Here is a 26,076-nt window from a genome sequence, read left to right on the forward strand (position 1 = left end):
GCTGCAACCCCTCGAAAAAATGCTTGCATTTTTGAGAAGCGTGTCGAACTTTTTCGACACGCTGAAAAGGACTGTGGGACAGAAGCGACGCTTCTGTCCCACAGTCCTTTTTTACTTGTTGTAGGGAATGGCGGCAAAGCTCAGGGTACCGCCGGTGGCGATGATGCCCCAGTTCAAAAACTGCTTGGAGCAGTAGGTGGTGCCCTCTTTGAAGCCCTTGGAAACGCTGGGCACCAGGTTGCAGACGATCATGGTCACCAGCAGGGCCAGCATGGGACCGCCCATGACGGTGGGGTGAAACCACTGGGCCTGGAGGGTGGTGGACTCATTGGCCAGCACACCCACCACAATGCACAGCACAATGGCCAGCCACTTGTGGGTAGTCTCTCTCTTCATGTTTCGTTTCTCTCTCTTAAATTAGCAAGTAGCGCCGCCCTTGACGGTCTTGTTCAGGATGGCATCCTTGTTGATGGTCTGGTGGAGCAGCTTGTCCTCCACGTACTCCATGCCCAGACGGTCGATGGTGTCGGCAAAGCGCTCGCCGGTGATGCCCTCGTCACGGAAGAACAGAATGGCACGCTCCACCACGTCCAGAACCTCTTCCTCGCTGGTGAAGATCTTGCTGAGGGGGTGGCCATGGGCAACCTTCTTGCCCCAGCGTCCGCCCACGTAGACCTTGTAGCCTTCCGTGTACTCCTCCAGAGCGCCGAAGGGGCACTTGCCCTTACAGCGGCCGCAGTTGTTGCACTCGTTGGGATCGATGACGATCTTGCCGTCCACCACCTTGGCGATCTTGATGGGACAGGCGTTCTCCACCTGGCACACCTTGCAGCCACGGCACTTGGACAGGTTCACCATGGGCATACGCTGGCCCACGATGCCCAGGTCGTTCAGGTCGGGCTTGACGCAGTTGTTGGGACAGCCGCCCACAGCGATCTTGAACTTGTGGGGCAGGGTCACGGTGTGGTAGCCCAGGTAGAAGCGCTCATGGATCTTGTCGCTGAGGGAGAAGGAATCCAGCAGGCCGTACTGGCAGGTGGTACCCTTACAGGCCACCACGGGACGCACCAGAGAGCCGGTACCGCCGGTGAGCAGGCCACGCTCGTTGACAAAGTCGATGAGGGGCTGAATGTTCTCGTACTTCACGCCCTGGATCTCCAGAGTCAGACGGGTGGTCATGGTCACCTCGCCGCTGCCGAACTTCTCAGCGGCCTCAATGACAGTGCGGTGCTCGTCAGCGGTGATCTTACCGTTGCGGGTGATGATACGCACGTTGAACACGTCGGGGTAGCGCTTGTCCTGGAGGCAGCCCAGGCCCTTGACCCGCTTGATCTCAGCGGGGCTCAGAGCGGTGGCGGGCACAGAGATCTTCACAGTGTTGATGAAGGCGCCGCCTTCCAGCACACGGGTGTTGGTGTAGCCCAGAGCCTTCAGACGGTTCTGCAGGAAGTAGCCACGCTTGCCCTTGGCACACACCAGCAGCAGCTTGTCGTCCAGGTTGGTGCCCTCGATGGGAGCGTTGACGGTGGACAGATTCACCCAGGTAGCGCCGGGCAGAGTGGCGGCGGGGTGAGCGTCCAGCACACGGTAGTCCTTGGCCTCGCCAGCAGCGTACTGGGCGGGAGTGAAGGTCTCGAAGGCGCCGGACATCTTATTCTCCAGGATGTAGCAGGCCTGGACAAAGGGGTGAATGGCGGTGGAGAAGGGGGGGGCATAGGCAAAGTCCAGGGTGTCGAAGTCGGAAACCTTGGCGCCCATGGCAATGCCGGTGACGGCGATGTCCACCATCTTGTCCACAGCACCGGCGCCCAGCACCTGAATACCCAGCAGCTTGCCGGAGGTCTGGTCGGCGATGAGCTTGGTGACAAAGGAGGAGGCGTCGGCATAGTAGTGAGCCTTGTCGTCGGTGACGCAGGTCACGGTGACCACGTCGTAGCCCTCAGCCTTGGCCTGAGCCTCGGTGAGGCCGGTACGGCCAGCGTTCAGGTCGTCAGCCAGGCGCACCACACCAGTGCCCATGCAGCCCAGATAGGGGGTATCGGTGCCGGTGAGGTTCTTGGCCAGGCAGCGGCCGGTGATGTTGGCGGTGGAGCCCATGGCGGACCACTGGCCCTTGCCGGTGATGCGGTTGTGTACCATGGCGCAGTCGCCCACGGCGTACACGTCATTGAGGTTGGTGCGCTGATGCTCGTCCACCACGATGGTGCCCTTCACCATCTCCAGGCCGGACTCATTGAGGAAGCCGGTGGCAGGACGGATGCCAATGGCCATCACCACCACGTCAGCAGGCAGCACGCCGGCGCTGGTGTCCACACCAGTGGCCTTTTCGGTGCCCACAATACCCTTGAGGGCGGTGCCGGTGCGGACACGCATGCCCTTACCCTGGAGCTTGCGGCGGACGTAGTCGGCCACCTCAGCATCAAAGATGTTGGGCATCAGCTGGTCAGCCATGTCCACCACGGTGACGGACAGGCCCTTAGCCATCAGGTTCTCGGCGATCTCCAGACCGATGAAGCCGCCGCCCACCACCACAGCGCTGCGGCAGTGATTGTTGTCCACGTAGGCACGCAGACCGATGGCATCGTCGGGGGTGCGCATGGTGTACACGCCGGGCAGGTTCACACCCTCCACGGCGGGCACGAAGGGCTCAGCGCCCACAGCCACCACCAGCTTGTCGTAGCCCACGGTGCTGGTCTCCCCCGTGGCCACATTGCGCACGGTGACAGTCTTGGCACCAGCGTCCACAGAAGTGGCCTCCATACCGGTGCACACCTCCACACCAGTCAGGCCCTTGTACTTCTCATGGGTGTTGACGATGAGCTCGTCCCGGGTCTCGATGCTTCCTCCCACATAGTAGGGCAGGCCACAGCCAGCATAGGAAATGTCCTGGCTCTTGGTGTAAATCGTGACACTCGCATTGCGGTCTTCGCGCTTGAGCTTGGCGGCTGCCTTGGTACCTGCGGCAACGCCACCGATTACGATTACGTTCATGGCTAACTCTCCTTTGTTCAATGTTTCGCATATTGATTATAACATACAAGGGGTGTTATAATTGATTCGACTTAATTATACAATGATTCAAATTCTGAATCACCCACTGTACCTACTAAAGAACTGGGGTATGCCTATGCTGGACTACCGAATGGAAACCTTTCTCATCCTCTGTGAGGAGATGAATTACCGGAAAACCGCACAAATTCTACACCTGTCCCAACCCGCCGTCACCCATCACATTCAGTTTTTGGAGCATGAATACGGGTGCAGCCTGTTTTCCTATTCCGGCCGCCAGCTGGTGAAGACCGACCAGGGCCGTGCCCTGGAGGAATATGCCCGCTCGGTGAAGTACAACGATTTGGAGCTGCGGCGCAGTCTCACCAACCGCCACATCACCGAGGTGAAGATGGGGGCCACCAAAACCATCGGCGACTACGTCATCGGCGACCGGGTAAAAAAGTTCCTCACACGGGAGGACTGCTCGTTGTGCCTGGTGGTGGACAACACGGAGCATCTGCTGCAAAGTCTGGAGGATGGACAGCTGGACTTTGCCATTGTGGAGGGGTACTTTGACAAAAATCGCTTCGCCTGGCAGCTGCTGCGCCAGGAGCCTTTTGTGGGTATCTGCCACAAAGGCCACCCCTTTTGCGGACGGAAGATCAGCGTGGAAGAGCTGATGGGGGCCACCATCATCCACCGGGAGGCGGGCTCGGGCACCCGGGCCATTCTGGAGCAAAAGCTCAAGGGGTACAACGAGTCCCTGGATCGGTTCCACCGCCACATCTGCATCAGCTCCTTCAAATTGATTCTGGAGGCGGTGAAGCAGAATCTGGGGGTCAGCTTCGTCTATGAGACCCTGGCAGATAGCGACGAGGAGCTGGGCAAGTTCTGGCTGGATGACGAGCCCATCATCCGGGAGTTCTCCATTGTCTACCAGAAACACACCAACCCCCAGGAGAAAATACAGCTGTTTCTCTACGAGTAAAGGAGGAAATGTCCAATGAAACCCATACCGTTATCCATTGTCTTCAAGCTATTTATTGCCCTGGTTCTTCTGGGGATCCTTCTGGAGATGATTGGGGCTGCCGTGGGCGATACCGTCGGCCTGGTCATCCTGGCCATGGGATGGTTGTCCATGATTGGCGCCATCGTCATCATGGCCCTCTTTTACCGATGCCCTCACTGCGGCGGTTATCTGGGCAATACATGGTACCACGATCGGTATTGCCCCCATTGCGGGCACTATCTTATTTGATAAAAAACCACACAAACGTCAAACCTCCCTCACGCTTTTCAAGCGTGGGGGAGGTTTTCACTCTTACAGATCTCGATTGTACAGCTTGGACACAAACTTCCGGCCCCCCACCATGAACAGCAGGATGGCCGCCACATCCACCGCCTCCAGCAGAAGGATGACGTGGCGCTCATTCATGCCCTCGGCCAGCACACCTGCAACCAGGGTGCCCACCACACCGCCCAGGGAGCACAGCATCTGGAAGGTGCCGTTGAACCGGGCCCGCTTGGTGTCCGGCACGTAGGACTGGGTGGCAGCGATCCGGATGTTGTAGCTGGTGACTCCCAGCACTCCGGTGACGAAAAAGGCCAGGCCCATCAGGGGGATGGGCAGATACAGCTCAAACGCTGAGTTGAAGGCCACCACAAAATACACCATCACCGCAATGCGGAACTTCCAGTTGGTGGGGAAATGCACTTTATAGTGGATCACACCACCGATGAGCCGCCCCACCACCGAGGTGTTGGAGACAATGGCGTACAGGGTCACCGCCGCCACCGGCCACATGGCATACAGCTGGGCATGGTTGCGGAAAAAGGGCAGGTGCAGGGTGCCGCCACCACTTCCGGCGAAGTTGCTCACCGTGAAGTACAAGGTCACGGCCAGCAGCCCCTTTTCCGAGATGATGTAGGACAGCCCCTCCTTGAAATCCACACCGAACTGGCGCAGGACGTTGCGGCTCTGTACCGGAGCAGCCTGGGCCATGTGGGTCTCCTGATAGCGGATGGTGCGCTCAAAGCAGGCGGCAATGAAAAAACTCACCGCATCAATGGCCAAAAGCGGCAGGATGCTCCCCACCCGGTCATAGATGAGGGCTGCAATGGGTGCAGTCATGGCCGCCAGCGGCCAAATCAGACTGGAAATGGAATAGGCCTTGGAAAAGTTACCCTCCGTAATGAGGTTGGGGTAAAAACTATCGTAGGCTACGGAATATATGCTGTTAATGGCACCTGTAACCAGACAAAAGGTCAAAATCAAGGCATAGTTGTACCAGCCCTTCCACATCAGCAAAAACATCAACAGGTAGAGGAAGGCGGACAAAAAGTCCAGCCGATAAATGGCTTTCTTTCGGCTCATCCGGTCCAGATACGGCCCCGCCAACAGGGGCACCACCAGAACAGGCAGCTGAAAACAGATGTTGAATAGCGCATACAAAAAGGTGGACCCGGTGTAGTCCAGCACCATAATGCTCATGGCAAAGCCGGATAAGGTGCTGCCTACCATAGACACCACACTGCCCAGTGTGATGATGGTAAAATCCCGGGTCCACAGTGTAGACGGGGTACTCAAAACTCTCCTCTCTCGCAGAACAATACGATTGGAAAACGCCGCTCCAAGTGGTATACTGTCAGGGTATTCACCAAGGAGGGGTTCTCCCATGAAACAAAGCAAATTACTCTCTCTTTTTTGGGCGGTCATTTTGGCCCTGGTGGTGCTCACCGGCTCCATTGCCGCCCCCATTTTGTGCCGCCCCTTTTACTATGCCCACATCTCCGGTCTGAATCTATCCCAGCGTGTGGGCCTGTCCGAAAGGGAAATTCGCCGGGCCTATGACGAGATGATGGACTACTGCACCGGCGGGGACCACTTTTCCACCGGCATCCTCCCCTACTCCTCCCAGGGTGCCAGCCACTTTGCCGATGTGCGGGGCCTGTTTTTGCTGGATCTGCGCCTGTTGGCGGCGTCCCTCGGGGCCGGGGTGGTGCTCTTTGTCCTCTCCCGGGTGACAAAACGCCGCTGTGCCCCCATCCTGGGCCGTGGCCCCGGCTTTTGGGCGGGCGTGGGGCTGGGCGGCAGCTTCGCCCTGGTAGGTGTCCTGGCATCTCTGGACTTCAACCGGGCCTTTGTCATCTTCCATCAGCTGTTCTTCCCCGGCAAGGACAACTGGCTCTTTGACCCTGCCACCGACCCCATCATCTTCATCCTCCCCCAGGAGTTTTTCCGAAACTGTGCCCTGCTCATCTTGGGGCTGCTGCTGGGTGGATGTATTTTGATGATCGTGTGGGATTTTCTCAGGCCAAAGGCACGGGTCTGAAACTCTCCCCAACTTCCACAGCGGCAAAGCCTCCTGCGGAAATCTCGGTGATTCTCGCCCCGAAGGGCACCTCCTGCCCCTCGGGCAGCAGGGCATGGACGGTGACGTGGTCGGTGTAGTCCACATCCCCCACCACCCCGTCCAGGGCAGTCACTTCCAGCTTCACCCGCTCGAAGTAGTTGTAGGGGCAGTCCACGGTGACTTCCACCCAGCGGCGCACCACCGAAATACCCGACTCATCCAGGGCCATTTTGGAGGCCTGGGTGTAAGCCCGCACCAGACCCCCGGCGCCCAACAGAATACCGCCGAAGTAGCGAGTGACCACGCAGCAGACGTTGGTCACTCCTTCTTTTTGGAACACCCCCAGCATGGGCTGTCCGGCGGTGCCCTGAGGCTCGCCGTCGTCGGAGTAGCGCACTGGCCCGTCCTTGACGATGTAGCACCAGCAGTTGTGCCGGGCGTCGTGGTACTTCTTTTTCGCCCACTCAATGTGGGCCCTGGCCTCCTCCTCGGTGTCCACCGGCCACACGTGGCCGATGAACTCCGAGCGCTTCTCCACCAAAGTGGCCTGGGCCTCACGGGTGGGGATGAGGTATTCACTCATGGCGTTTCAGTCCTCCCAGTCCTCTTTGTGGGGCTGCCAGCCCTCCACCAAAAGGCCCAGTCGCCCGATGGTCTTGGGGGTACACACTGCCACCACGTCGATGGTGTCGGTGTAGTCCACCTTCTCCACCTTACTCTCCCGGTACAGGGTGTCCAGCAGGCTACCCTGGTCATAGGGCAGGTGGATGGTGACCCGTTTGGCCCCGGTGTCCAGGTGGCGGCCAATGGCCTCCAGCAGCTTGTCAAGCCCCGCCCCCGTGCGGGCGGAGATGGTGACAATGTCCTCCCCGTGGGGTAGGATCTCCGCCGGGGCCAGGTCGCACTTGTTAAAGACCTCCAGCCGGGGGGTCTCGGCGGCTCCCAGCTCCAAAATCAGTTTATCCACCACGTCCGCCTGCTCCCGCCACAGAGGGTCGGAGGTGTCAATGACGTGGAGCAAAAGGTCTGCATAGGTCAGCTCCTCCAGGGTGGCCTTGAAAGCGTCCACCAGCTGGTGGGGCAGCTTGGAGATAAAGCCTACGGTGTCGGAAATGAGCACCGTGCAGGTATCCGATATCTCCAGCATCCGGGTGGTGGTGTCCAGGGTGTCAAAGAGGCGGTTGTTGGCGGGAATGTCCGCCCCGGTAAGGGCATTTAATAGGGTGGACTTTCCCGCATTGGTATAGCCCACAATGGCCACCACCGGCACCTCGTTTTTCTCCCGCCGCTCCCGCTGGGTGGCCCGCACCCGGCGCACGTCCTTGAGCTCCGATTCCAGCTTGGCAATCTTGCGGTGGATGTGACGGCGGTCACTCTCCAGCTGGGTCTCACCGGGGCCACGGGTGCCGATGGCACCCTCCTGCCGCTCCAGGTGCTTCCACATACCGGTCAGCCGGGGCAGCAGATACTTGTACTGGGCCAGCTCCACCTGCAAGCGGCCCTCACTGGTGCGGGCCCGCTTGGCAAAGATGTCCAGAATGAGGGCGGCCCGGTCCATCACCGTCACTCCCAGCTCCTCGGTGAGCACCCGCTGCTGGGAGGGAGAGAGGGGGTTGTCAAAGATGACAATATCCGCCCCCAGGGTCCCCACCAGCTCCTTGACCTCGGCAGTCTTGCCCTCGCCGATGAAGGTGCGAGGCTCGGGGGTGGCCCGGTTTTGCAGCACCGTGCCCAGGCAGGTACCTCCGGCGGTGTCCAGCAGAGCGGCCAGCTCCTCCAGGCTCTCCTCGGTGGCGTTCTCCTCACGGCTCAGGCTGGGTGCGTTGAGTCCCACCAGAATGGCACGGTTGATTTCCTTGACTTGCGTATCTTCGAACATAAAAACTCCTTTGAATGGTTACATCTGGACTGTATCAAAAGCCCTCGGCAGAGTTTCCCCGCCCGCAGGCGGGGAAATCAATTGTAATCCCGTTTTTCCCGAGGACATGCGCATCGGGAAAACACTTCTCAGCCCGCAAGTGTGAGGTTTTGCCCTTTCGGGCAAAACCTTGCGCGCAGTCGGGCTGCAATCCCCTCACCAGCGAATGGGCACAAAATGCCCATTCACTGGTGGATAAGGGCCTCCACAATTTCGCCCAGGTACATGGTGTGGTAATCCCCTTCCGGGTACCACTTCTCCTTCACATCTTCGGGGATATAGGAGGGATTCATCCGCTGGGCCATGCGCTTGCGGCACACCAGCACCATCTCCGCCTCCTCAAAGTAAGGGGCATCCCCCGCCCCGGTGGCCACGGTGAAGCCGCACTCTGCCACCTTGTCCACATCTCTGCCGCTCTTGGCTCCGCACAGGGCCAGCTGCTGGCGGTACTCTTTGCCAAAGAAGGAGAGGGTGAAGTACTCCTCCCGGTCCACAAACTCCTTGGTGTACCGCTGGGGCCGGATGTAGGCAATGGCCATGGGTGCGCCCCACAGAATGCCCATTCCGCCCCAGGAGGCAGTCATGGTGTTGCACTGATCCTTGTCCCCGGCGGTGATGAGCATCCACTGGTCTCCGATGGCGGAAAAGACGTTAAAGTCCAGCTCCTTGGGATCCACTTTTTTCAACATGATGGTAGCCTCCTTATTTCTTTGATACTTTCATTATATGCAGCTTTGGATAAAAAGACAAGGAGACGTTGCACATCGCAACGTCTCCTTGAAAGAAACCATAAGATTTAGCCCAAACCGAACTTCTTATTGAAGCGGCTGACACGTCCGCCGGTGTCCACCATCTTCTGCTTACCGGTGTAGAAGGGGTGACACTTGGAGCAGACTTCCACCTTAATGTCCTTCTTGGTAGAACCAGTCTCGATCACGTTGCCGCAGGCGCAAGTAATAGTGGTCTTCTCATAGTTGGGATGGATGCCTTCCTTCATGGAATTCACCTCTTTCTTTCGAAAATAAGTCCAGGAGCATAATAACTCCATGTAAACGCAACATGTATCTTACCACGCTTAGGGAGAAAAAGCAAGGGTTTTTTCAAATTATTTTATTTCCCAGCTGATTTCTTCCCCCAGCGCAAAAAACCACAGCACACAACGGCCCACAGGCAGCCCTAGGGCCTGGGACAGGGCCCGGCTGTACGCCTCCAGCTGGGGACGGTACTCCCTGGCTCGCCCCGTCACGCTCTGAGCCGTCACCCGGTCCGTCTTAAAATCCAGCACAGTCACCGTGCCGTCCTCCTCCACAAACCAGCAGTCCACCACGCCCTGGAGCAGCACCTCTTCCCCCTCCTCCGCCTGGGGATAGTAGTCCACAGCGGGCACCAGCATGGAGAACTTGAACTCCCGCTCCATCTGGGTGGACTCCACCAGCCGCCTACCCAGGGGGGATTGGAAAAAGCTCAGCACCCGTTCCGGCTCCACCGCCTCCCCCTGCTGGGGGGTGATGAACTGTTTGGCCACCAGCCGGGCAATCTCCTCTTGAATCTCCTCCAGGGAGCCTGTGCGGGAAAAGTCCAGGTACTGCATCACCATGTGCAGGGCCGTGCCCTTCTGGGCGGGGGTGAGGGGTTTTGCGCCGTGGAACACCGGACGGCGCAGGGTCACCGTGGGCTTGGCAGGTACATACTCCACCCCGTCCTGGGCCGCCTCACTGTCTTTGTCCCGGCCTTTGAGCTGGGTGGCGGTGAGCTTGGAGGGCATCTGGGCAGACACTCCATGGGGATAACGCCAGGCCAGAGCCTCCTGCCACCCCTGGGGCAGCTCCACACCCGTGGGTACCTGTCCTTGCCCCTGGGGTTCCTGGGTGTGACTGTCCCGGGCGGGAAGAGGTTTGAGCAGCCGAATGTCCCAGCGATACCCCTGCTGGGGGGCACTGCACGGCCGCTGGAGTCCCAGCTCGTCCCACAGGGGCTGGCTGTCCTCCCGGCACAGGGCGGGGGTGAGGATCCACTCCCCCATGCAGGTGGCCCCAGCCATCTGCCGGGGCGGGGGCGGACACTGGGCCTGGGCTGCCAGCCGCTCCAGCCCCAGATTTCTGCCGTTGACCCCCATGAACATCACCAGCTTGTGCTCTGCCCGAGTCATGGCCACATACAAAAGGCGCATCTCCTCGGCAATGAGCTGCTGACTGAGCCGCAAAGCTACTCCATCCCGGGCAATGGTGGGGTAGCGCAGCATCCGCTGTCGATCCACCCGCTTGGGCCCCAGCCCTAATTCCGGGTGGAACAGAATGGTGGAACGGGTGTCCTCGGTGTTGAACTGGTGCTCCAGCCCACATAGGTACACCACCGGGAACTCCAGACCCTTGGAGCTGTGGATGGACATGATACGCACGCCCCCAGCGCTCTCCCCCTCCACGGGGACGGTGAGTCCGTTTTCCGCCATGCGGGTGAGGTGGATGAGAAAGGCCATCAGCCCCTTGTGCCCCCCGGACTCAAATCGGCGTGCCTCCTCGTACAGCCCCATGAGATTGGCCCTGCGGGCTGTGCCCTGGGGCATGGCGGCAAAGATGGCGGGCAGGTCGGTGCGCTGATAGATGTACCACAGCAGCTTGTGGCTGCTCTCCTCCGCTGCCAGGGCCCGCAGCTCACCCAGCAGGGAGAGAACGTCCATACAGTCCTGCTCTCCCCTCTGGGCACCTGCCTCCACCGCCTCATACACCGAGCCGGAGCACCCCGCCCGCAGCTGGGCCAGTCGGTCGGGGGTAAAGCCCAACACCGGGGAGCGAAGCACCGACAGCAAAGGCACATCCTGCCGGGGGTTGTCCACCACCTGGAGCAGGGAGATGGCCACCGCAATCTCGGTGGTGCCGAAAAACTCTCTGCCCCCATCCGCACTCCAGGGGATGCCTGCCTCGTCCAGGGCGGCGGCATAATAGCGCAGGGTGGAGCCGGGGGAACGGAGCAAAATCACCATGTCGTCGGGGCGCAGGGTGCGATCCCCAATGGGCAGTCGCTGCGCCAACAGCTCCTGCATGTGTCTGGCCACCAGCCTGGCCTGCACCATGTCCTTGCCCGCATCCTCGTCCTCGGGCAGCTCCGACACATCCACGCAGCACAGCTGGGTGGCATAGCGGGGGTCGGGCTGCAAGTCCTGCCGACCGTGGCGCAGGGCCTGGTCTTCGTCGTAGTCCAGCTCCCCCACCGACTGGGTCATCACGTTGCGGAAGACAAAGTTGGTGGCATCCAGCACCTCGGGGCGGGAGCGGAAGTTGTGGGACAGGGGGATGGTTCGACCCTGTCCCGGCTCTGCCTCCTCCCATGAAGCAAAGCGGCGGTATTTGTCCAAAAAGATGGTGGGGTCAGCCAGGCGGAAGCGGTAGATGGACTGCTTCACATCTCCCACCAAAAACAGGTTATCTCCCTGGGACAGGGCATCAAAAATGGCGTTTTGCACTCCGTTGGTGTCCTGGTACTCGTCCACCATGATCTCCACGTACCGCTTGCGCCACTCCTTGGCCAGCTGAGAGGGATTCCCCTCCCCATCGGTGAGCAGAGCGGCGGTGAGGTGCTCCCCGTCGGCAAAGTCGATGAGCCGATGGCGGCCCTTCAACTCCAAAAAGGCCCGGTCAAACTCCGCCACCACATCCAGCAGGGCGGTCATGGCAGGGGCAATGGCCCGCAAGTCCTCCATGGCCTCCGCCCCGGTGATGGAAAACCGACTTCCCAGCTTACCAACCTGTTTTTTGCAGGTCTCCCGCAGTCCCTTGGCCCGCTCCTTCAGAGCCTGGTCGCATTCTCCCCGCTTGGCTTTGGGGCGCTCAAAGGCCACAGTGTTCACCGCCTGGGCCATCTCGTCCCAGCCCTGGGCGCTGGCCACCCGCTCCAGCCCTCCGATGGTGGTGCCCAGCGTGCCCCCATAGTTGTTCCATAACACGGGGTCGTCCTCCAGCTCTTTCAGCACCCCTTGCAGGACGTCCGCCCAGTACCGGGCCAGCTCCCGGGCATCGGAGAGAAGCAGCTTGCCCCAGGGGGTGTCCTCCGGGGCGGTCTCTCCCTCCAGGTCAAAGTCCTGTTTCCGCTCCATGAGCCAGTCCAGGGGGCTGGCCTGACTTTGCACCTTGGCATGGATGGCCAGGATCACCGACTCCAGAGTCTGGTCGTCCCGGTCTCCCGCCATGCTGCCGGCCAGGGCTTGAAAACCGGGGTCATGTTCGATGTTGGCATATCGCCCCTCCAGCACCGTCTCCAGAGCCTGGCGGCGCAGCTCCTCCCCGGTGCCCGCATCACACAGGCGGAAGTCCGGGTCCAGCCCCGCCAAGTAGCCCCACTGCCGCAAGAAGTCCAGGCAGAAGGCATCAATGGTACAAATTTGTGCCTGGTAAACCAGGGTGGCATTGCGCCGCAGGTGTCGGTTGTTGGGCTGCTGGGCCAGACGCTGGTGAATGGCGGCGGCGATGCGGTCCCGCAGTTCGGCAGCGGCGGCGTTGGTGAAGGTGATGACCAGAAATCGGTCCACATCCTCCCCCTGCTCCATGCGCTGCATCAGCCGCTCCACCAGCACCCTGGTCTTGCCGGAGCCGGCGGCGGCGGACACCAGCAGGTCACCCCCCCGGTTGTCCACCACAGCCTGCTGCTGGCGGGTGAGTTCAATCCCCATGGTTTCCACCTCCCATACGATCTTCCATCCACTTCCAAAACTCCAAGGCACGCTTGGCACGTCTCCGACGCAGTACGTCCCCCATACACTCCTCAAAATGGCAGGCTGAGCGGAACTCGCACCACTGACAGGCATTGTGGGTGGCATCCCGCCAATAGGGGTCGGCATCAATGTTGCCCCCCGCCACCTGGCTGGCAGCCTCTCTCAGTACCTGGGTGACATACTCGTCCAGCTCCGCCATCTGTGCCTCATTCACCAGGCAGTCCCGACTGCGGGAGGACAGGGGCAGATAGCGATACTTGCCGTCTTCAGGCTCCTCCATGGCGTCGATGACCGCCGGGTCATCCAGCACCAGGCCCTGGCGGCGCAGCTGCTTTTCCTGCTGCTTGGCCACCTCAGCGGGGTCTGTACTCCGGCTGCCGTCCACCAGGGCGGTGCGGGCAGGCACATACAGCACCCCGGCGGGCACCAGCTCCTGATCTCCAAAGAGGGTTTCCCCGTTTCGGCTGAGAGCGAAGAGGTAGAGCAGCATCTGCAAACCCCGTCCGTCCTCCACATCCGCAAAATCAAAGGCCTTTTTGCCGGTTTTATAGTCCACCACCCGCAGGTAGCGTTTCCCCTCATGCTCCCAGCTGTCCACCCGGTCTACAAAGCCGGACAGGCGCAGGGTCATGCCGTCCTGCTCCACCTCCACCGGAGGCAGCTGCTCCCCCCGGCCAAAGCCCAGCTCCAGCCACACGGGGACAAATTGGGAGGCGGACAGCTCCCCCGCCACACTGTCCACCACGGTGAGCACCGACTGCTTCATGCGCTGGAACAGCCAGCGGAACCGGGCGGTCTCGTCCTCCAGCCCCTGGAGCACCTCCTGCTCATACCGATCAGCCGCCTCCTTCGCCAAGGCCCGGCACTGCTCTGGGGCGGGGTGCTGGCCCAGCACCTGCTCCAGCACTGCATGGACAAAGGTGCCGTAGTCGGAGGGTGCGAACTTGGCCCGCTTCCGGGGCTGGGCCTTGAGTCCGAACCGGAGGAAGTGGCAGAAGTGACAGGACTGGTACAGATCCAGCCGGGTGGCGGACATGGGCACCGCTTTCCCGTACAGGGTGCGTACCCCCTGGGGGGAGAGACGGCCCCGCCGCCACTGTCCCGCCTGTTCCAGCCGCTCCACCCGCCCTGCCATGTCCGGCAGCTGGGCAAGGGCCTGGCGCACCTGGGGTACTCCCCCGGATGCCTCCAGGGCGGGGCCCGGGGCAGCCAGACGGCAGGCCACATCGGCCGGGTCGCCCTGTGGGGCAGTGGGAAACAGCTGGGTCAGCCGCTCATACAGGAAGCTGGGGCCCCGCTCCTCCCCCGCTCCGTCCTGCTGGGCGTAGCTGACGTACAGCCCCCCCGTGGGTCGGGCGCAGGTCTCATAGACAATGGTCAGTTCTCGTCTCAGCTGCTCCTCCTGTCGGGCAGCCAGCTCCACCTCCATGGCAGCCAAGGCATCCCGATCCTGGTCGGAGAAGAGCCCGGCAGCGGGGGCACAACTGGGAATAGCATGGGAATCCGCCCCCAGGAAAAAGAGATATTGACACTCCTTGTGGGCCATACGGGGCGCCTCTCCCAAGGTGACTCGATCCAGGGACACCGGAATGGCTCCCACATCATACTGGCTGAGCACCAGGGCAAAGAGACGGGAAAACTCCTCCATCTCCAGCTGGGTATCTCCCAGCAGCAGGGCACACTGCTCCAGCCCCCCCACCACAATATCCCACAGCTGGCGGTACTGGGCGGCGGTATTCAGGTCGCCCCGGCTCTCCAGACTGGCCGCCCGCTCTTCCAATCGTTTGGGCAGGTCAATGTCCTCCAGCAGCTGGTATAGAGCCTGGGCCCGGCCTGCCCCTGTCTGGTCCGGGCACTTGCGCATCCGCTCCAGGGGTGCGATGACCTGGCATCGCAGATGGTCCAGCTCCTCCACCAGGGTGGTGTCCTCCTCCGAAAAGGCGAGCCCGTACCCCTGGGGGTGCATGTTCCAGGGCTTTTTTCTCGTCCACATGCTGCCCTTGATGTTCCAGGTGAGCACATAGTTTTCCAGCTTGTCCCGCTGGGCCTGGGTCAGGGGTGTGAGGTCGGTTTTCAGGTAGCGGAACAGCTCCTCATAGGGGTAGTCCTGGGCCACAGCGGCCAGGGCGGAGGTGACCAGAGCCAGCACCGGGTGGCGCAGCACGTCCTCCATGGCGCTGACATACACGGGGATGCCGTACTGGGCAAAGACGCTCTCCACCAGCTCCCCGTACCCCTCCAGCCGCCGGGGACACACCACGATATCCCGGCAGCGCACGTCTCCTGTGCGCAGCAGAGCCACGATCTCACTGGCCGCCCACTCCACCTCCTGGCGGGGGGTGGTGGCCCGGGCCAGGGTCACAGGGCATTCCCCGTCCCAGGGTGCGGGCATCGGCCCGTACAGGTGCCCCTCCATCCAAGCCAAGGCGGGATGACAGGGGTGAGGCCGTTGAAGGGTCTGCTCCTCCACCCCGCAGCCGCCCTGTCGGGCCAACCGCTTGAGCCGGGAGGCACAGCGCAGAGCAGGTTCAAAGATGCCCTCCGGGTCGTTGTGAGGATCGCACACCAGGGCCACGGTGACGTGGGCCTGAGCCATCAGCTTTTCCAGCACCCGCTCCTCCTGGGGGGTGAAGTCGGTGAAGCCGAACACCGCAATTTCCTTGTCCCTGGTCCACCCAGTCTCCTCCAGCTGCTGGGCCAGCACGTCCAGGCGGCTGCGAGGGTCGGCGGCTGCCTGGGCAGCCAGAGCCTCATAGGCGGCATACAAAAGGCCGATGTCCCGCCACTTGTCCCCCTGCTGGCCGCCCAGCTCCTCCCCGGCCTCCAGAAGCTGCTGGGGCTGCACACAGCAGCTCTTGCACTCGTCAATGGTGGCCAGCACATGGGTGAGGAAGGCGGGCTTGCGGGAGGGGGCACGGTACATGCGCAGCTGAGGGGCACACTGGCGCAGGGCGGCGTACATCAGCAGCATCCGTCCGCCCCCGTCCAGCACCGGGGCGGCGCCGCCCCCTGCCACCTCCCGCAGCCGTCCGGCCAGCCGGGTGAAGGAGAGCACCTCGCAGGTGCGGGACGCCCCGTTGCCCAGCACCCGGCACATGTCCCGCTCGCTCTCGTGGGAGTACTGCTCGGGCACCAGCAGCAGGCGGCGGGGTGCCGGGGACTGTCCCAGCCGCTCCAACAATTCTCTTCGTATTTCCTGCCCGGCCCGGGCATACAATAGGGTGAGCAATCCTCTCACTCCTTCCTGGATTTTCTCCTATTTTATCACAGCCCGCCAGGCTGTGCCACAAAAAACCACCCACCAGACAGGCACATTCCTACTCCGGTGGGTGGTTGCATCTCAGCTTATCGGGTTACTCAAAGGGGGTGAGCAGCAAATTCATGTCCACGCTGCCCTTAATGCCCGCCACCGTCCCCTGGTGGCTGTACTGCCACATATGGAACTGGTAGGGGAAGGTGGGCGTTTGCTGATACTGTGCCAGCCACAGCTGGTACTCTGTGAGCTGGGTCAGGTCAATGCGATCCATCAGCCATGGGGTATTTCCGTAGATCATGGGGTGATAGCCCGCCTGAGCCACCCGCTCACAGAATGTCTGGGTGATCTGGGTGGCCATTTCCACACTCAAATCGTCGGTACGGGCGGTGTCATAGCCGATCTTCTCCAGGTCAAAGACCACAGGATAGGTGATGGAGTGGCCCTTCAAGGCGTTGAGCACATACTCTGCCTCCTCCTCTGCCTCCTCCACGGTGATGGCTTGGGAGAAGAAGTACACCCCCACATCCAGTCCCGCCTCTGCGGCGCCCTGGACGTTGGCTAAAAACTGCTCATCCATCATCAACTTGCCCTCGTCCCCGTAGCCCCGAAAGCCCAGGCGAATCATAGCAAAGTGGATGCCATCAGCCTTCACCGCCTCCCAGTCGATCTCACCGGAGAAGGTAGACACGTCCACGCCCAAAAGAGCCTGGGTGCCGTCGGGAGCGGTGTAGCCGTAGCGCCCATCCGCCTCACTCAGCCCGCTCCAGTCATAGCTGTGCCGGGTGAGGGCCTCGTTGAAGGGGACAATGGTGACACCGTTTTCCCCCATATATACATACTCCTGGGGAAACATCTGCTGGATGAAGGCGGTGGTCAGGCCGTACTGGCTCACCAGAGCCTGGATGGTGGTTTTGGCCACAGCGGAGTATTTCAGCTGCTCCACCTGGCTCCGCAGTCCGTGGAGCCGGAACCCCAGATATCCCACAGCAGCCAAAGACACACACAGCGCCAAACTCAGCGACACCACCAGCTTGTTGGGTCGGTGCTTTTCCCTGCGCTGCACCGGCTGTGGCTCTATGTCCGGCTCACACTCCGTCTCCGGTACTTGGGAAACCTCCTCCGCCTCTTCTCTCTCCTGTTCCAGCATCTGATCCTGCAAGGTTATCCCCCCTTTCTCCCCATTATATTGGCTTTCTCTCCCCGTTGCAACAAAAAAAATCTACCACAGAGGTATTCCTCTGTGGCAGATGCAGACTGTCAAAAACCAACGCCCATGACTTGCACAGGCAAAAGCCTTCGGCAGAGTTTTCCCGCCTGCGGGCGGGAAAATAAATTGGAAGCCGTTTTTCCCGAGGACATGTGCATCGGGAAAAACACTTCTCAGCCCGCCAGTGTGGAATCGGGTCGTCCTTTGACCCGATTATGCATGCAGCGGGCTGCATTTCCTCGAGAAAATGCTTGCATTTTCGAGAAGTAATTATTGGGGGCTGACGGTGTAGTTGGGAGCTTCCTTGGTGATGTAGATATCGTGGGGGTGAGACTCCCGCAGACCGGCGGCGGTGATCTGGGTGAACTGAGCCTTGGTGCGCAGCTCGTCGATGGTGGCGCAGCCGCAGTAGCCCATACCGGCACGCAGGCCGCCCATCATCTGATAGATGGTGTCGGCCACAGGTCCCTTGTAAGGCACACGGCCTTCCACGCCCTCGGGCACCAGCTTCTTGTTGTTCTGCTGGAAGTAGCGGTCCTTGGAGCCGCAAGCCATGGCGCCCAGGGAGCCCATGCCACGGTAGACCTTGAACTGACGGCCCTGGTAGACCTCGGTGTCCCCGGGAGACTCCTCGCAGCCAGCCAGCAGAGAGCCCAGCATGACCACGTTGCCGCCAGCGGCAATGGCCTTGGCAATGTCGCCGGAGAACTTGATGCCGCCGTCGGCGATGATGGGGATGTCGTACTCAGCGGCCACACGGGCGGCGTCGTACACTGCGGTGATCTGGGGCACGCCGATACCCGCCACCACACGAGTGGTGCAGATGGAGCCGGGGCCAATGCCGATCTTCACGCAGTCAGCACCAGCCTCGATGAGGGCACGGGTACCCTCGGCGGTGGCCACGTTGCCGGCAATGAGCTGCACGTCGGGGTACAGGCTCTTGATGCGCTTGACACAGTTGAGGATGTTCTGGGAGTGGCCGTGGGCAGAGTCCAGGCACAAAACGTCGGCGCCAGCCTCCACCAGAGCGGCCACACGATCCAGCACATCGGCGGTGACGCCGATGGCGGCACCCACCATCAGACGGCCCTTCTCGTCACGGGCGGAGTTGGGATAGACCTGAGCCTTGTCAATGTCCTTGATGGTGATGAGACCCTTGAGGCGGTACTCGCTGTCCACGATGGGCAGCTTCTCGATCTTGTGGCGGCGGAGAATCTCACGGGCCTCCTGGAGGGTGGTGCCCTCGGGAGCGGTGACCAGGTTGTCCTTGGTCATCACGTTGTCGATGAGCTGAGACATATCGGTCTCGAACTTCATGTCACGGTTGGTGATGATGCCGATGAGCTTGCCATTGTCGCAGATGGGTACGCCGGAAATCCGGTACTTGGCCATCAACTCATCTGCCTCAGCCAGGGTGTGGCCTGGGCCGAGGAAGAAGGGGTTGGTGATAACGCCGTTTTCACTGCGCTTGACCATGTCCACCTGCTCAGCCTGGGCACCGATGGACATATTCTTGTGGATGATGCCCAGACCGCCTTCACGGGCCAGGGCAATGGCCATCCGGGACTCGGTGACGGTGTCCATGGCGGCGCTCACCACAGGGATATTCAAGGTGATCTTGCGGGTGAGACGGGTGTGCAGGTTGATGTCCGCAGGGAGCACATTGCTCTCAGCGGGGATCAGCAGCACGTCGTCAAAGGTCAGACCCATTTTTACAAACTTATCATTGTACTGAATCTGCGACATTTTACCACTCCTCCAATTTTATATTTATGTCCCATTTTACGCTCTGGGAAAAAGAGTGTCAAGTTGAACCTACAGCGACCGCCTTTTTCGGCACTTTTGACCACTGGAAGCTGGAAATCAACTCCCTGGGTGTGGCACTTTTCGGCATGCTCTGCAAGCCCGCCAGCCACCCAAGCCAGCCCACCAGCTCCTGGGGGGTGTACTTGGCCCGCAAAACCCCCATATCCAAGTCCCGATCCCGCTTGGACAGCCGCCGGCCCTGGGCATCCACCAGCAAGGGCAGATGGTAAAACCGGGGCGGCTCATACCCCAGCGTACGGTGCAGCCATGCCTGGGCGGGAGACGAGGAGAGCAGATCGCTGCCTCGTACCACGTGATTGACCCCCATCAGGGCATCGTCCACCACCACCGCCAGCTGGTAAGCCCACACGCCGTCGGAGCGGCGGACGATAAAGTCCCCGCACTGGGTGTCCAGCTGCTGGGTGTACGGCCCCATGTGGCCGTCGGTCACTGTCACTTTCTCCCGGGGCACCCGCACCCGAAAGGCTGGACGGCGGCCCTGCGCCTCCAGCTGCTGCCGCTGCTCCTGGGTGAGGTGGGCGCAACGCCCGGTGTATACCACCGCCCCGTCGGAAGCGTGGGGAGCAGAGGCAGCCAAACGCTCTGCCCGGGTACAGTAGCAGGGATAGACCAGGCCCAAAGCCTCCAGGCGTTCAAATGCCTGCTGGTAGTAGCGGGAGCGGTTTGACTGGCAGTACTCCGGCTCCAGCCCGCCCTCGTCCCAGTCCAGGCCCAGCCACTGGAGATCCTCCACCAGCTGTCTGGCCTTGTCCAGGGAGCAGCGCTGAGGATCCAAATCCTCAATGCGCAGTACCATGGTGCCACCCTGGCTGCGCACATCCAACCAAGCCAGCAGGGCCGCCAGCAAATTGCCCAGGTGCATTCGTCCACTGGGGCTGGGGGCAAACCGTCCTCGCACCTCCATGTCATCCACCCTTCCGAAAACAGGCAATGCCGCTGCTGGGCAGCGGCATTGCACCTAATTACTTATTGTTCTGGAACAGCTTGAAGATATCCTCAAAGTAGCCGTCCTTGTCGTCCTTTTCCTGGTTCTCCTCGGTCTCCTCAGTCTTGCTCTGACCGGGAACGGGATTGCTCACCCCGCCAAAGCCGGTGGCAATGACGGTGACCCGGATCTCGTCCTGGAGGGTGTCGTCAAAGGCAGCGCCCATCATGAACAGAGCATCGGGATCGGCCACTTCCTTGACCATCTCGGCGGCCACTTCCACCTCGTCCAGACCGATGTCCATGGGGCCGGTGATGTTGACGATGATGCCCTTGGCGCCCTGGATGGAGGTCTCCAGCAGGGGGCTGTTGATGGCCAGACGGGTGGCCTCCTCGGCACGGTTCTTACCAGCGGCACGGCCCACGCCCATGTGAGCCAGACCGGCATCCTTCATAACGGCGGTGACATCGGCAAAGTCCAGGTTGATGAGGCCGGTGGTGGTAATCAGATCGGAGATGGACTGCACAGCCTGGCGCAGCACATCGTCGGCAATGGCGAAGGCATTGGCGAAGGTGATCTTCTCGTCGGTGGCGTACTGGAGCCGGTCATTGGGGATGATGACCAGGGAGTCCACCTTGGACTGCAGCTCCTCGATGCCCCGCATGGCCTGATCCATACGGCGACGGCCCTCGAAGCTGAAGGGCTTGGTGACCACGCCCACAGTGAGGATGCCCCGGGACTTGGCGATCTCAGCCACCACAGGGGCAGCGCCGGTGCCGGTGCCGCCGCCCATACCGGCAGTGACGAACACCATGTCGGTGTTGTCCAGCAGAGCGGAGATCTGATCCTTGCTCTCCTTGGCAGACTCGCGGCCCACGTCGGGGTTGGCGCCGGCGCCCTTGCCGCCGGTGAGCTTTTCACCGATGGGCAGCTTCTGGGATGCCTCAGAGGCAGCCAGACACTGGCGGTCGGTGTTCACAGCGATGAACTCCACACCCTGCATACCCACACGCACCATGCGGTTGACCACGTTGCAGCCGCCGCCGCCCACACCGATTACCTTCAAGGTATCTGCGCTTTTCACCGTAGAATCCATGACAAAAGCCATAAATATGACCCTCCTATATCGAAACAGTTTATGTACATGCCTGCAATGATCCAGACTACAAATCACATTATATTTTAGCTTCTTTTCCCCACGGGGTCAATAGTGAATTGCAAGTTATTTTGCAAAAATTTGTCCCACCCTTTTGGAACTTCCAGCAAACGGATGATGCAAAAAACCTCTGCGCCGCAAACCTGCCGGCGCAGAGGTTTTGATTCAGGGTTCCGGAGTGGCGCTGGCCTGGGGCTCAGCACTGGTTTGGGGCTCGGCACTGGCCTGAGGCTCGGCACTTGGCTGAGCGGATGGCTCCGGCTTGGGATTTTGGACATACACCTCGTCGTCCACCACGGTGAAATCAAAGATCTTGGGCTCCCCTTCCGGGATCTTACCACTGTCCAGAGCCGCCTGGAACAGGTTGAGTATCCGCTGGTAGTCCCCATGGAGGGGGAATTTCAGCAGGTGCATGCCGTAGCTGACTTTCAGTGAGGCCGCAGCAGAGCAGTCGATCTTTGTACACTGGGAGAGTTTATCCGCCTCTTCCAAGGCAGACATGAGCAGAGGAATGGCCTTGGCTTTGGACTGGCTGTCCTCAGCCACCTCCATGGGCGCTCCCGGCTGAGGATCCACTGCCTCAATGCCGGTGATCTCGATGCCTTGGGTCTGCTGAGTGGGCTCCAGAAGATAGCCATCGGCAGACAGAAGCCACTGGCTGCCGCCGCCGGACACCGTGCCCGCCACGGTGCGCTCCACCACCATCAGTGTCGCCTTGTCCGGAAGGGTACGTTGGAGCACCACACGCTGCACATAAGGCAGCTGCTGGCAGATCTGCTGGTTGATGTCCGGCTCCCACATGGTCACCAGATTATCCCCCATTTCAATGCCGGAGGCGGCAATGATGGTCTGGGCATCATAGTGGGCGTTGCCCTGCACTTCTACCTTGTTGACCCGAAAAAAAACCACACAGGCTGTGACCATGGCCGCCGCCACCGCCACCAGAGAGAGCAGTTGATAGAACAATCGAAACCTGCCCCGCCGCTTTTTTTTCGGCGGATGCTTGCGCTCACGTGCCATGCCAATCACCTCTTTGGTAAATTTATCTGCGCTCCATCCGAGCGCCTAGCCGGGAGAACATCTCCTCCAGGCCCTCATAGCCCCGGTCAATATGCTCCAGTCCGGACAGTTCCGTCTCGCCTTGGGCACTCAGGGCCGCTACCGCCAGGGCGCCGCCGCCCCGCAGGTCGGTGGCGGTGACCGCAGCCCCGTGGAGCCGGGGCACACCCCGCACCCACGCCCCGCTGCCCTGAAGCGAAATATCCGCCCCCATGTCTCTCAGGCCCTTCACATGTCCAAAGCGGCGGGAAAACATGTTCTCCTGAAAAATGGTGGTTCCCCGGGCGGTGGCAAAGGCCGCCATGACTGCCGGCTGGGCATCGGTGGGAAACCCGGGATAGGGGGCAGTGGAAATGGGCGGTGCCGCCTTCATGGGGACATCCCGGCTGCGACGAAACCAGATGGAGCCAGGCCCACTGCGCACCCGGCACCCCGCCTGCTCAAACAACTGGAGCACCGTGGACAGGTGTCGCCAATCCACGCCCTCCAGCTTCACCTCTCCCCCAGTGGCCGCTACGCCGGAGAGAAGGGTGGCAGCTACGATGCGATCCCCCAAAATGGAGACCTCACCTCCATGGAGCGTACATCCGCCCTGGATGGTGATGACGCTTCCACCTGCACCCGACACGCTTCCCCCCAGGGCGTTGACAAACTCCTGGAGCTGCACGATCTCCGGCTCCCGGGCGGCATTGACAATGGTGGTGTCGCCCCTGGCTCCCACGGCGCACAGCATGGCGTTTTCCGTGGCTCCCACACTGGGAAAGGCCAGAGACACCACCCCGCCCCGAGGCCGACCCCGGCAGGTGATGTGCCCGTCTTGCTCCTCCACCTCACAGCCCATGGCGGTTAAGGCGGACAGATGCAGGTCAATGGGGCGTGGCCCCAGCTCGCACCCACCGGGATGGGTGAGGGTGGCCTCCCCCATCCGGGCCACCATGGGGCCCAAAAAGATGATGGAGGAGCGCATGGCCTGCATCCGCCCCTGGTCGATGGAGGGACGGCAGACACCGGAGGTGTCCACCACCAAGGTGTCCCCCTGCCACACGCAGCAGCCCCCCAGGTGTTGGAGGATGTCCACGGCGGCGTCCACGTCGGACAGATGGGGACAGTTGCGGATCACCACCGGTTCCCGGGTGAGCAGGCAGCCAGCCAGGATGGGAAGCACACTGTTTTTCGCCCCCTGAACCTGACACTTCCCCTCCAGGGGTCCTCCACCTTGTATGTATATCACACTCATCGAAATGCCTCCCTTTCACGCTTTCCTTGGAGCATTCTATGAAAGGAAGGGCAATGGGGTTAAAGGATTTGCTGCAAAGCCTGGTAAATATCCTCTGCCGCCCGGGGGGTGGCCAGTTCCTTCATGGCCCGGCTCATCTCTCCCCGCCGCTGGGCATCACCCAGCAGTTGGGCCGCCATCTGGTAGATCTGTTCCCCGGAGCAGCTCTTCTCATCCACCAGCTGGGCAGCGCCCCGGTCAGCCAGGACCTTGGCGTTTTTGAACTGGTGGTTGGCTGCCACATAGGGAGAGGGCACCAGCATGGCAGGCTTGCCCATGGCGGTAAGCTCACCCAGGGTGGAAGCCCCGGCTCGGCAGATCACCAGGTCGGCGGCTGCCATCACCGTGGGCATGTTGTCGATGTAGGGGCGCACCTCCTGGTCGGTGACAGATATTCCCCGGCCCTGAAGATGTTCGCTCATGGCCTGGTAGTCCCGGCCAGCGCTGTGAATATAGTGGAAGGGGCGACCATCATGCACCCACTTCTCCACAAAGTTCTCAGTCATCTGGTTCATATATCGTGCGCCCTGAGAGCCCCAGAAGGACACCACCAGGGGCTTGTCATCCTCCAGTCCCAGCTCTCGACGGGCCTGCTCCCGGTTCAGACGGAAAAAGGCCCCCCGCACCGGAGTGCCCGTCACCGCTACTTTTTTGGCGTGGGAGTAGAAGGCCGCCGCCTCGGGAAAGCCCACCATCACCAGATCCACCCGCTTGGACAGCACTCGGGTGGTCAGACCCGGGTAGGCATTGGACTCGTGGATGGCGGTGGGGATGCCCAGACGGGTGGCCTCCCGCACAGCGGGGAAGGAGGCATAGCCTCCGGTGCCCACCACCAGATCCGGCTTGAACTGGTGCAGGATACGGGATGCCTGCCACTGGCCCACCGGCACCTTGAATACGCTTTTGAAGTTATGGCGCAGCACCTTCCAGCTCATCTGCCGTTCAAAGGTGGACACCTTCACACACCGGATGGGATAGCCCGCCTGTTCCACCAGGCGCTTCTCCATCCCCTTCTCCGCCCCCACAAACAGGATCTGGCAACCGGGATGGTATTTTTCAAAGGTCTGGGCCACCGCCAGAGCTGGATTGACGTGCCCTGCGGTGCCGCCGCAGGTAAACAGTACCTTCATGTGTCTCCTCCTACTCTACCTTGGGTGCTACGATCTGCCTGGACACCGCCAGAATCAGCCCCACTTCTGCCAGCTGCACCACCAGAGCGGTGCCGCCGTAGCTGAAGAAGGGCAGCGAGATGCCGGTGGTAGGTATGGCACCGGTAACCACGCCGATGTTGCAGATGATCTGGGCCGCCAGCTGGGTATTGATGCCCACGATGAGCAGGCTGCCGAACCGATCCCGAGCGTGGAGGGCCAACCAATAGCCCCGAATGATGAGCAGCGCAAAGAGGGCAATGATCAGGCAGGCGCCGATCAGCCCCAGCTCCTCACAGACAATGGCAAAGACAAAGTCGTTGTGCTCCTCAGGCAGGAACATGTACTTCTGGCGGCTGTTGCCCAGCCCCAGGCCCAGCAGGCCACCGGAGCCAATGGCGATCTGGGACTGCCACAGCTGGTAGCCGCCGTTTTGCAGATCGCTGAGGGGGTCCAGCCACAGCTGGATGCGGGCGTTCATGTAATCGGTCTGGGTGATGACGAAGGCCAACGCCGTGGCCACCAGGGCACCGCCACCCACGAACCAGTACAGTCGAATGCCCGAGGCGAACAGCACCGCCGCCGCCCCTGAGCACACCAGGATCATACCCGACATATGGGGTTGCAGATATAGCAAAAACAGAATGATGACCAGAATTGTCCCGTAGGGGATCAGCTCCAGCAGGCCGATGTTTTCGGCAAACTCTCCCATCCGTCCCAGGCGGGTACGGCGGTTCCACTTTTTGGGCGGAGCCTTGATCTGGTCCTTGCGTTTGGACAGTCGGGCGGCAAAAAAGAGGATCACCGCCACCTTTACCAGCTCCGAGGGCTGGAAGGAGAAGCCCAAATTCAGCCACCGCCGGGCGCCGTTACTGGAACGTCCCAGAGGTGTAAAGATCAGGATCAGCAAAAAAATACTTCCCAGCAGGGCTGGCACCGACAGCAGACGCCACCGCTGGTAGTCGAACTTGGACACCCCATACATGATGACAATGCCTGCCACAGCGAATTTCAGCTGTCCCATAAAGTAGTAGTAGGGATTTCCGCCGGTGTCCACACTGGCCTCCAGGTTATAGTAGGCGGAGGCATAAGAGGCGGAGAGGAGCATAATCAGGCCGATGGCAGTGAGCAGCAGCACCAGGGCCAGATAGGGCAGGTCCAGCGGGCCGCGGGCCAGCTGCTGCTCTATGGTCAGATCTCGTTTGGCTTTTTTTCGCACTGGTGTGCCTCCTTCCAGAGAAATATGGGGCAAAAT

20 protein-coding genes are annotated in these 26,076 nt (G+C 61.0%); 3 read left to right on the forward strand and 17 right to left on the reverse strand.

The window, feature by feature from the left end:
* Positions 1 to 111 precede the first annotated feature (111 nt).
* The gene (locus tag H9X86_RS01820; protein WP_204899888.1) at positions 112 to 396 is read right to left on the reverse strand and encodes a putative sulfate exporter family transporter; all 285 of its coding nucleotides are present in this window, start codon (positions 394 to 396) and stop codon (positions 112 to 114) included.
* Between the two features lie 21 nt (positions 397 to 417).
* Positions 418 to 2,991, reverse strand: a complete 2,574-nt coding sequence (locus H9X86_RS01825; RefSeq protein ID WP_204899889.1) for an FAD-dependent oxidoreductase — start codon at positions 2,989 to 2,991, stop codon at positions 418 to 420.
* 136 nt (positions 2,992 to 3,127) lie between these two features.
* Here H9X86_RS01825 and H9X86_RS01830 point away from each other — a divergent pair, with 136 nt between their 5' ends.
* Complete coding sequence (locus H9X86_RS01830) at positions 3,128 to 3,979, forward strand: LysR family transcriptional regulator (protein WP_204899890.1); 852 nt, start codon at positions 3,128 to 3,130, stop codon at positions 3,977 to 3,979.
* 15 nt (positions 3,980 to 3,994) lie between these two features.
* Positions 3,995 to 4,249, forward strand: coding sequence for a hypothetical protein (locus H9X86_RS01835; protein ID WP_204899891.1), 255 nt, complete (start codon positions 3,995 to 3,997; stop codon positions 4,247 to 4,249).
* A 63-nt stretch (positions 4,250 to 4,312) separates the two neighbouring features.
* Here H9X86_RS01835 and H9X86_RS01840 read toward each other — a convergent pair whose 3' ends face one another.
* On the reverse strand, positions 4,313 to 5,578 hold the full coding sequence (locus H9X86_RS01840; protein WP_204899892.1) for an MFS transporter: 1,266 nt from the start codon (positions 5,576 to 5,578) through the stop codon (positions 4,313 to 4,315).
* An 88-nt stretch (positions 5,579 to 5,666) separates the two neighbouring features.
* Here H9X86_RS01840 and H9X86_RS01845 point away from each other — a divergent pair, with 88 nt between their 5' ends.
* Positions 5,667 to 6,323 (forward strand): TIGR01906 family membrane protein, encoded by a 657-nt coding sequence (locus tag H9X86_RS01845; RefSeq protein ID WP_204899893.1) that lies wholly within the window; start codon positions 5,667 to 5,669, stop codon positions 6,321 to 6,323.
* Here H9X86_RS01845 and H9X86_RS01850 read toward each other — a convergent pair.
* From H9X86_RS01850 to H9X86_RS01915, 14 genes are all read right to left on the reverse strand, one after another.
* The gene (locus H9X86_RS01850; protein WP_204899894.1) at positions 6,301 to 6,927 is read right to left on the reverse strand and encodes an IMPACT family protein; all 627 of its coding nucleotides are present in this window, start codon (positions 6,925 to 6,927) and stop codon (positions 6,301 to 6,303) included. The two genes, H9X86_RS01845 and H9X86_RS01850, sit on opposite strands and share 23 nt — an antisense overlap.
* A gap of 6 nt (positions 6,928 to 6,933) precedes the next feature.
* Positions 6,934 to 8,223, reverse strand: coding sequence for a GTPase HflX (hflX, locus tag H9X86_RS01855; RefSeq protein WP_204899895.1), 1,290 nt, complete (start codon positions 8,221 to 8,223; stop codon positions 6,934 to 6,936).
* Between the two features lie 224 nt (positions 8,224 to 8,447).
* Positions 8,448 to 8,951 carry a flavin reductase family protein gene (locus tag H9X86_RS01860; protein ID WP_204899896.1) on the reverse strand — a complete coding sequence of 168 codons (504 nt, stop codon included), beginning with the start codon at positions 8,949 to 8,951 and terminating at the stop codon, positions 8,448 to 8,450.
* 107 nt (positions 8,952 to 9,058) lie between these two features.
* Entirely contained in the window at positions 9,059 to 9,259 is a 201-nt protein-coding gene (gene rpmE / locus H9X86_RS01865) for a 50S ribosomal protein L31 (RefSeq protein ID WP_204899897.1), read from the reverse strand.
* A gap of 108 nt (positions 9,260 to 9,367) precedes the next feature.
* A complete protein-coding gene (gene addA, locus H9X86_RS01870; protein WP_204899898.1) occupies positions 9,368 to 12,925 on the reverse strand; it encodes a helicase-exonuclease AddAB subunit AddA in 3,558 nt (1,185 codons plus the stop codon).
* On the reverse strand, positions 12,915 to 16,196 hold the full coding sequence (locus H9X86_RS01875; protein WP_243416784.1) for a PD-(D/E)XK nuclease family protein: 3,282 nt from the start codon (positions 16,194 to 16,196) through the stop codon (positions 12,915 to 12,917). Before H9X86_RS01875 ends, addA begins: the two co-directional genes overlap by 11 nt.
* Before the next feature lie 124 nt (positions 16,197 to 16,320).
* Positions 16,321 to 17,382: a glycoside hydrolase family 25 protein gene (locus H9X86_RS01880; RefSeq protein WP_204899899.1), complete on the reverse strand. Its 1,062-nt coding sequence runs from the start codon at positions 17,380 to 17,382 to the stop codon at positions 16,321 to 16,323.
* A 318-nt stretch (positions 17,383 to 17,700) separates the two neighbouring features.
* Positions 17,701 to 19,176: an IMP dehydrogenase gene (guaB, locus tag H9X86_RS01885; RefSeq protein ID WP_204899900.1), complete on the reverse strand. Its 1,476-nt coding sequence runs from the start codon at positions 19,174 to 19,176 to the stop codon at positions 17,701 to 17,703.
* A 58-nt stretch (positions 19,177 to 19,234) separates the two neighbouring features.
* Positions 19,235 to 20,161: a tRNA glutamyl-Q(34) synthetase GluQRS gene (gluQRS, locus tag H9X86_RS01890; RefSeq protein ID WP_204899901.1), complete on the reverse strand. Its 927-nt coding sequence runs from the start codon at positions 20,159 to 20,161 to the stop codon at positions 19,235 to 19,237.
* Positions 20,162 to 20,219: 58 nt separating this feature from the next.
* Positions 20,220 to 21,290: a cell division protein FtsZ gene (ftsZ, locus tag H9X86_RS01895; RefSeq protein ID WP_204899902.1), complete on the reverse strand. Its 1,071-nt coding sequence runs from the start codon at positions 21,288 to 21,290 to the stop codon at positions 20,220 to 20,222.
* Positions 21,291 to 21,503: 213 nt separating this feature from the next.
* Positions 21,504 to 22,358, reverse strand: a complete 855-nt coding sequence (locus tag H9X86_RS01900; RefSeq protein ID WP_204899903.1) for an FtsQ-type POTRA domain-containing protein — start codon at positions 22,356 to 22,358, stop codon at positions 21,504 to 21,506.
* Positions 22,359 to 22,380: 22 nt separating this feature from the next.
* A complete protein-coding gene (gene murA, locus H9X86_RS01905) occupies positions 22,381 to 23,634 on the reverse strand; it encodes a UDP-N-acetylglucosamine 1-carboxyvinyltransferase (RefSeq protein ID WP_204899904.1) in 1,254 nt (417 codons plus the stop codon).
* A gap of 59 nt (positions 23,635 to 23,693) precedes the next feature.
* Entirely contained in the window at positions 23,694 to 24,803 is a 1,110-nt protein-coding gene (murG, locus tag H9X86_RS01910) for an undecaprenyldiphospho-muramoylpentapeptide beta-N-acetylglucosaminyltransferase (RefSeq protein ID WP_204899905.1), read from the reverse strand.
* 10 nt (positions 24,804 to 24,813) lie between these two features.
* Entirely contained in the window at positions 24,814 to 26,040 is a 1,227-nt protein-coding gene (locus tag H9X86_RS01915) for an FtsW/RodA/SpoVE family cell cycle protein (RefSeq protein WP_346011409.1), read from the reverse strand.
* Positions 26,041 to 26,076 lie beyond the last annotated feature (36 nt).

The sequence above is a fragment of the Pseudoflavonifractor capillosus genome, from assembly GCF_016902575.1.
Taxonomy (GTDB): domain Bacteria; phylum Bacillota; class Clostridia; order Oscillospirales; family Oscillospiraceae; genus Enterenecus; species Enterenecus capillosus_A.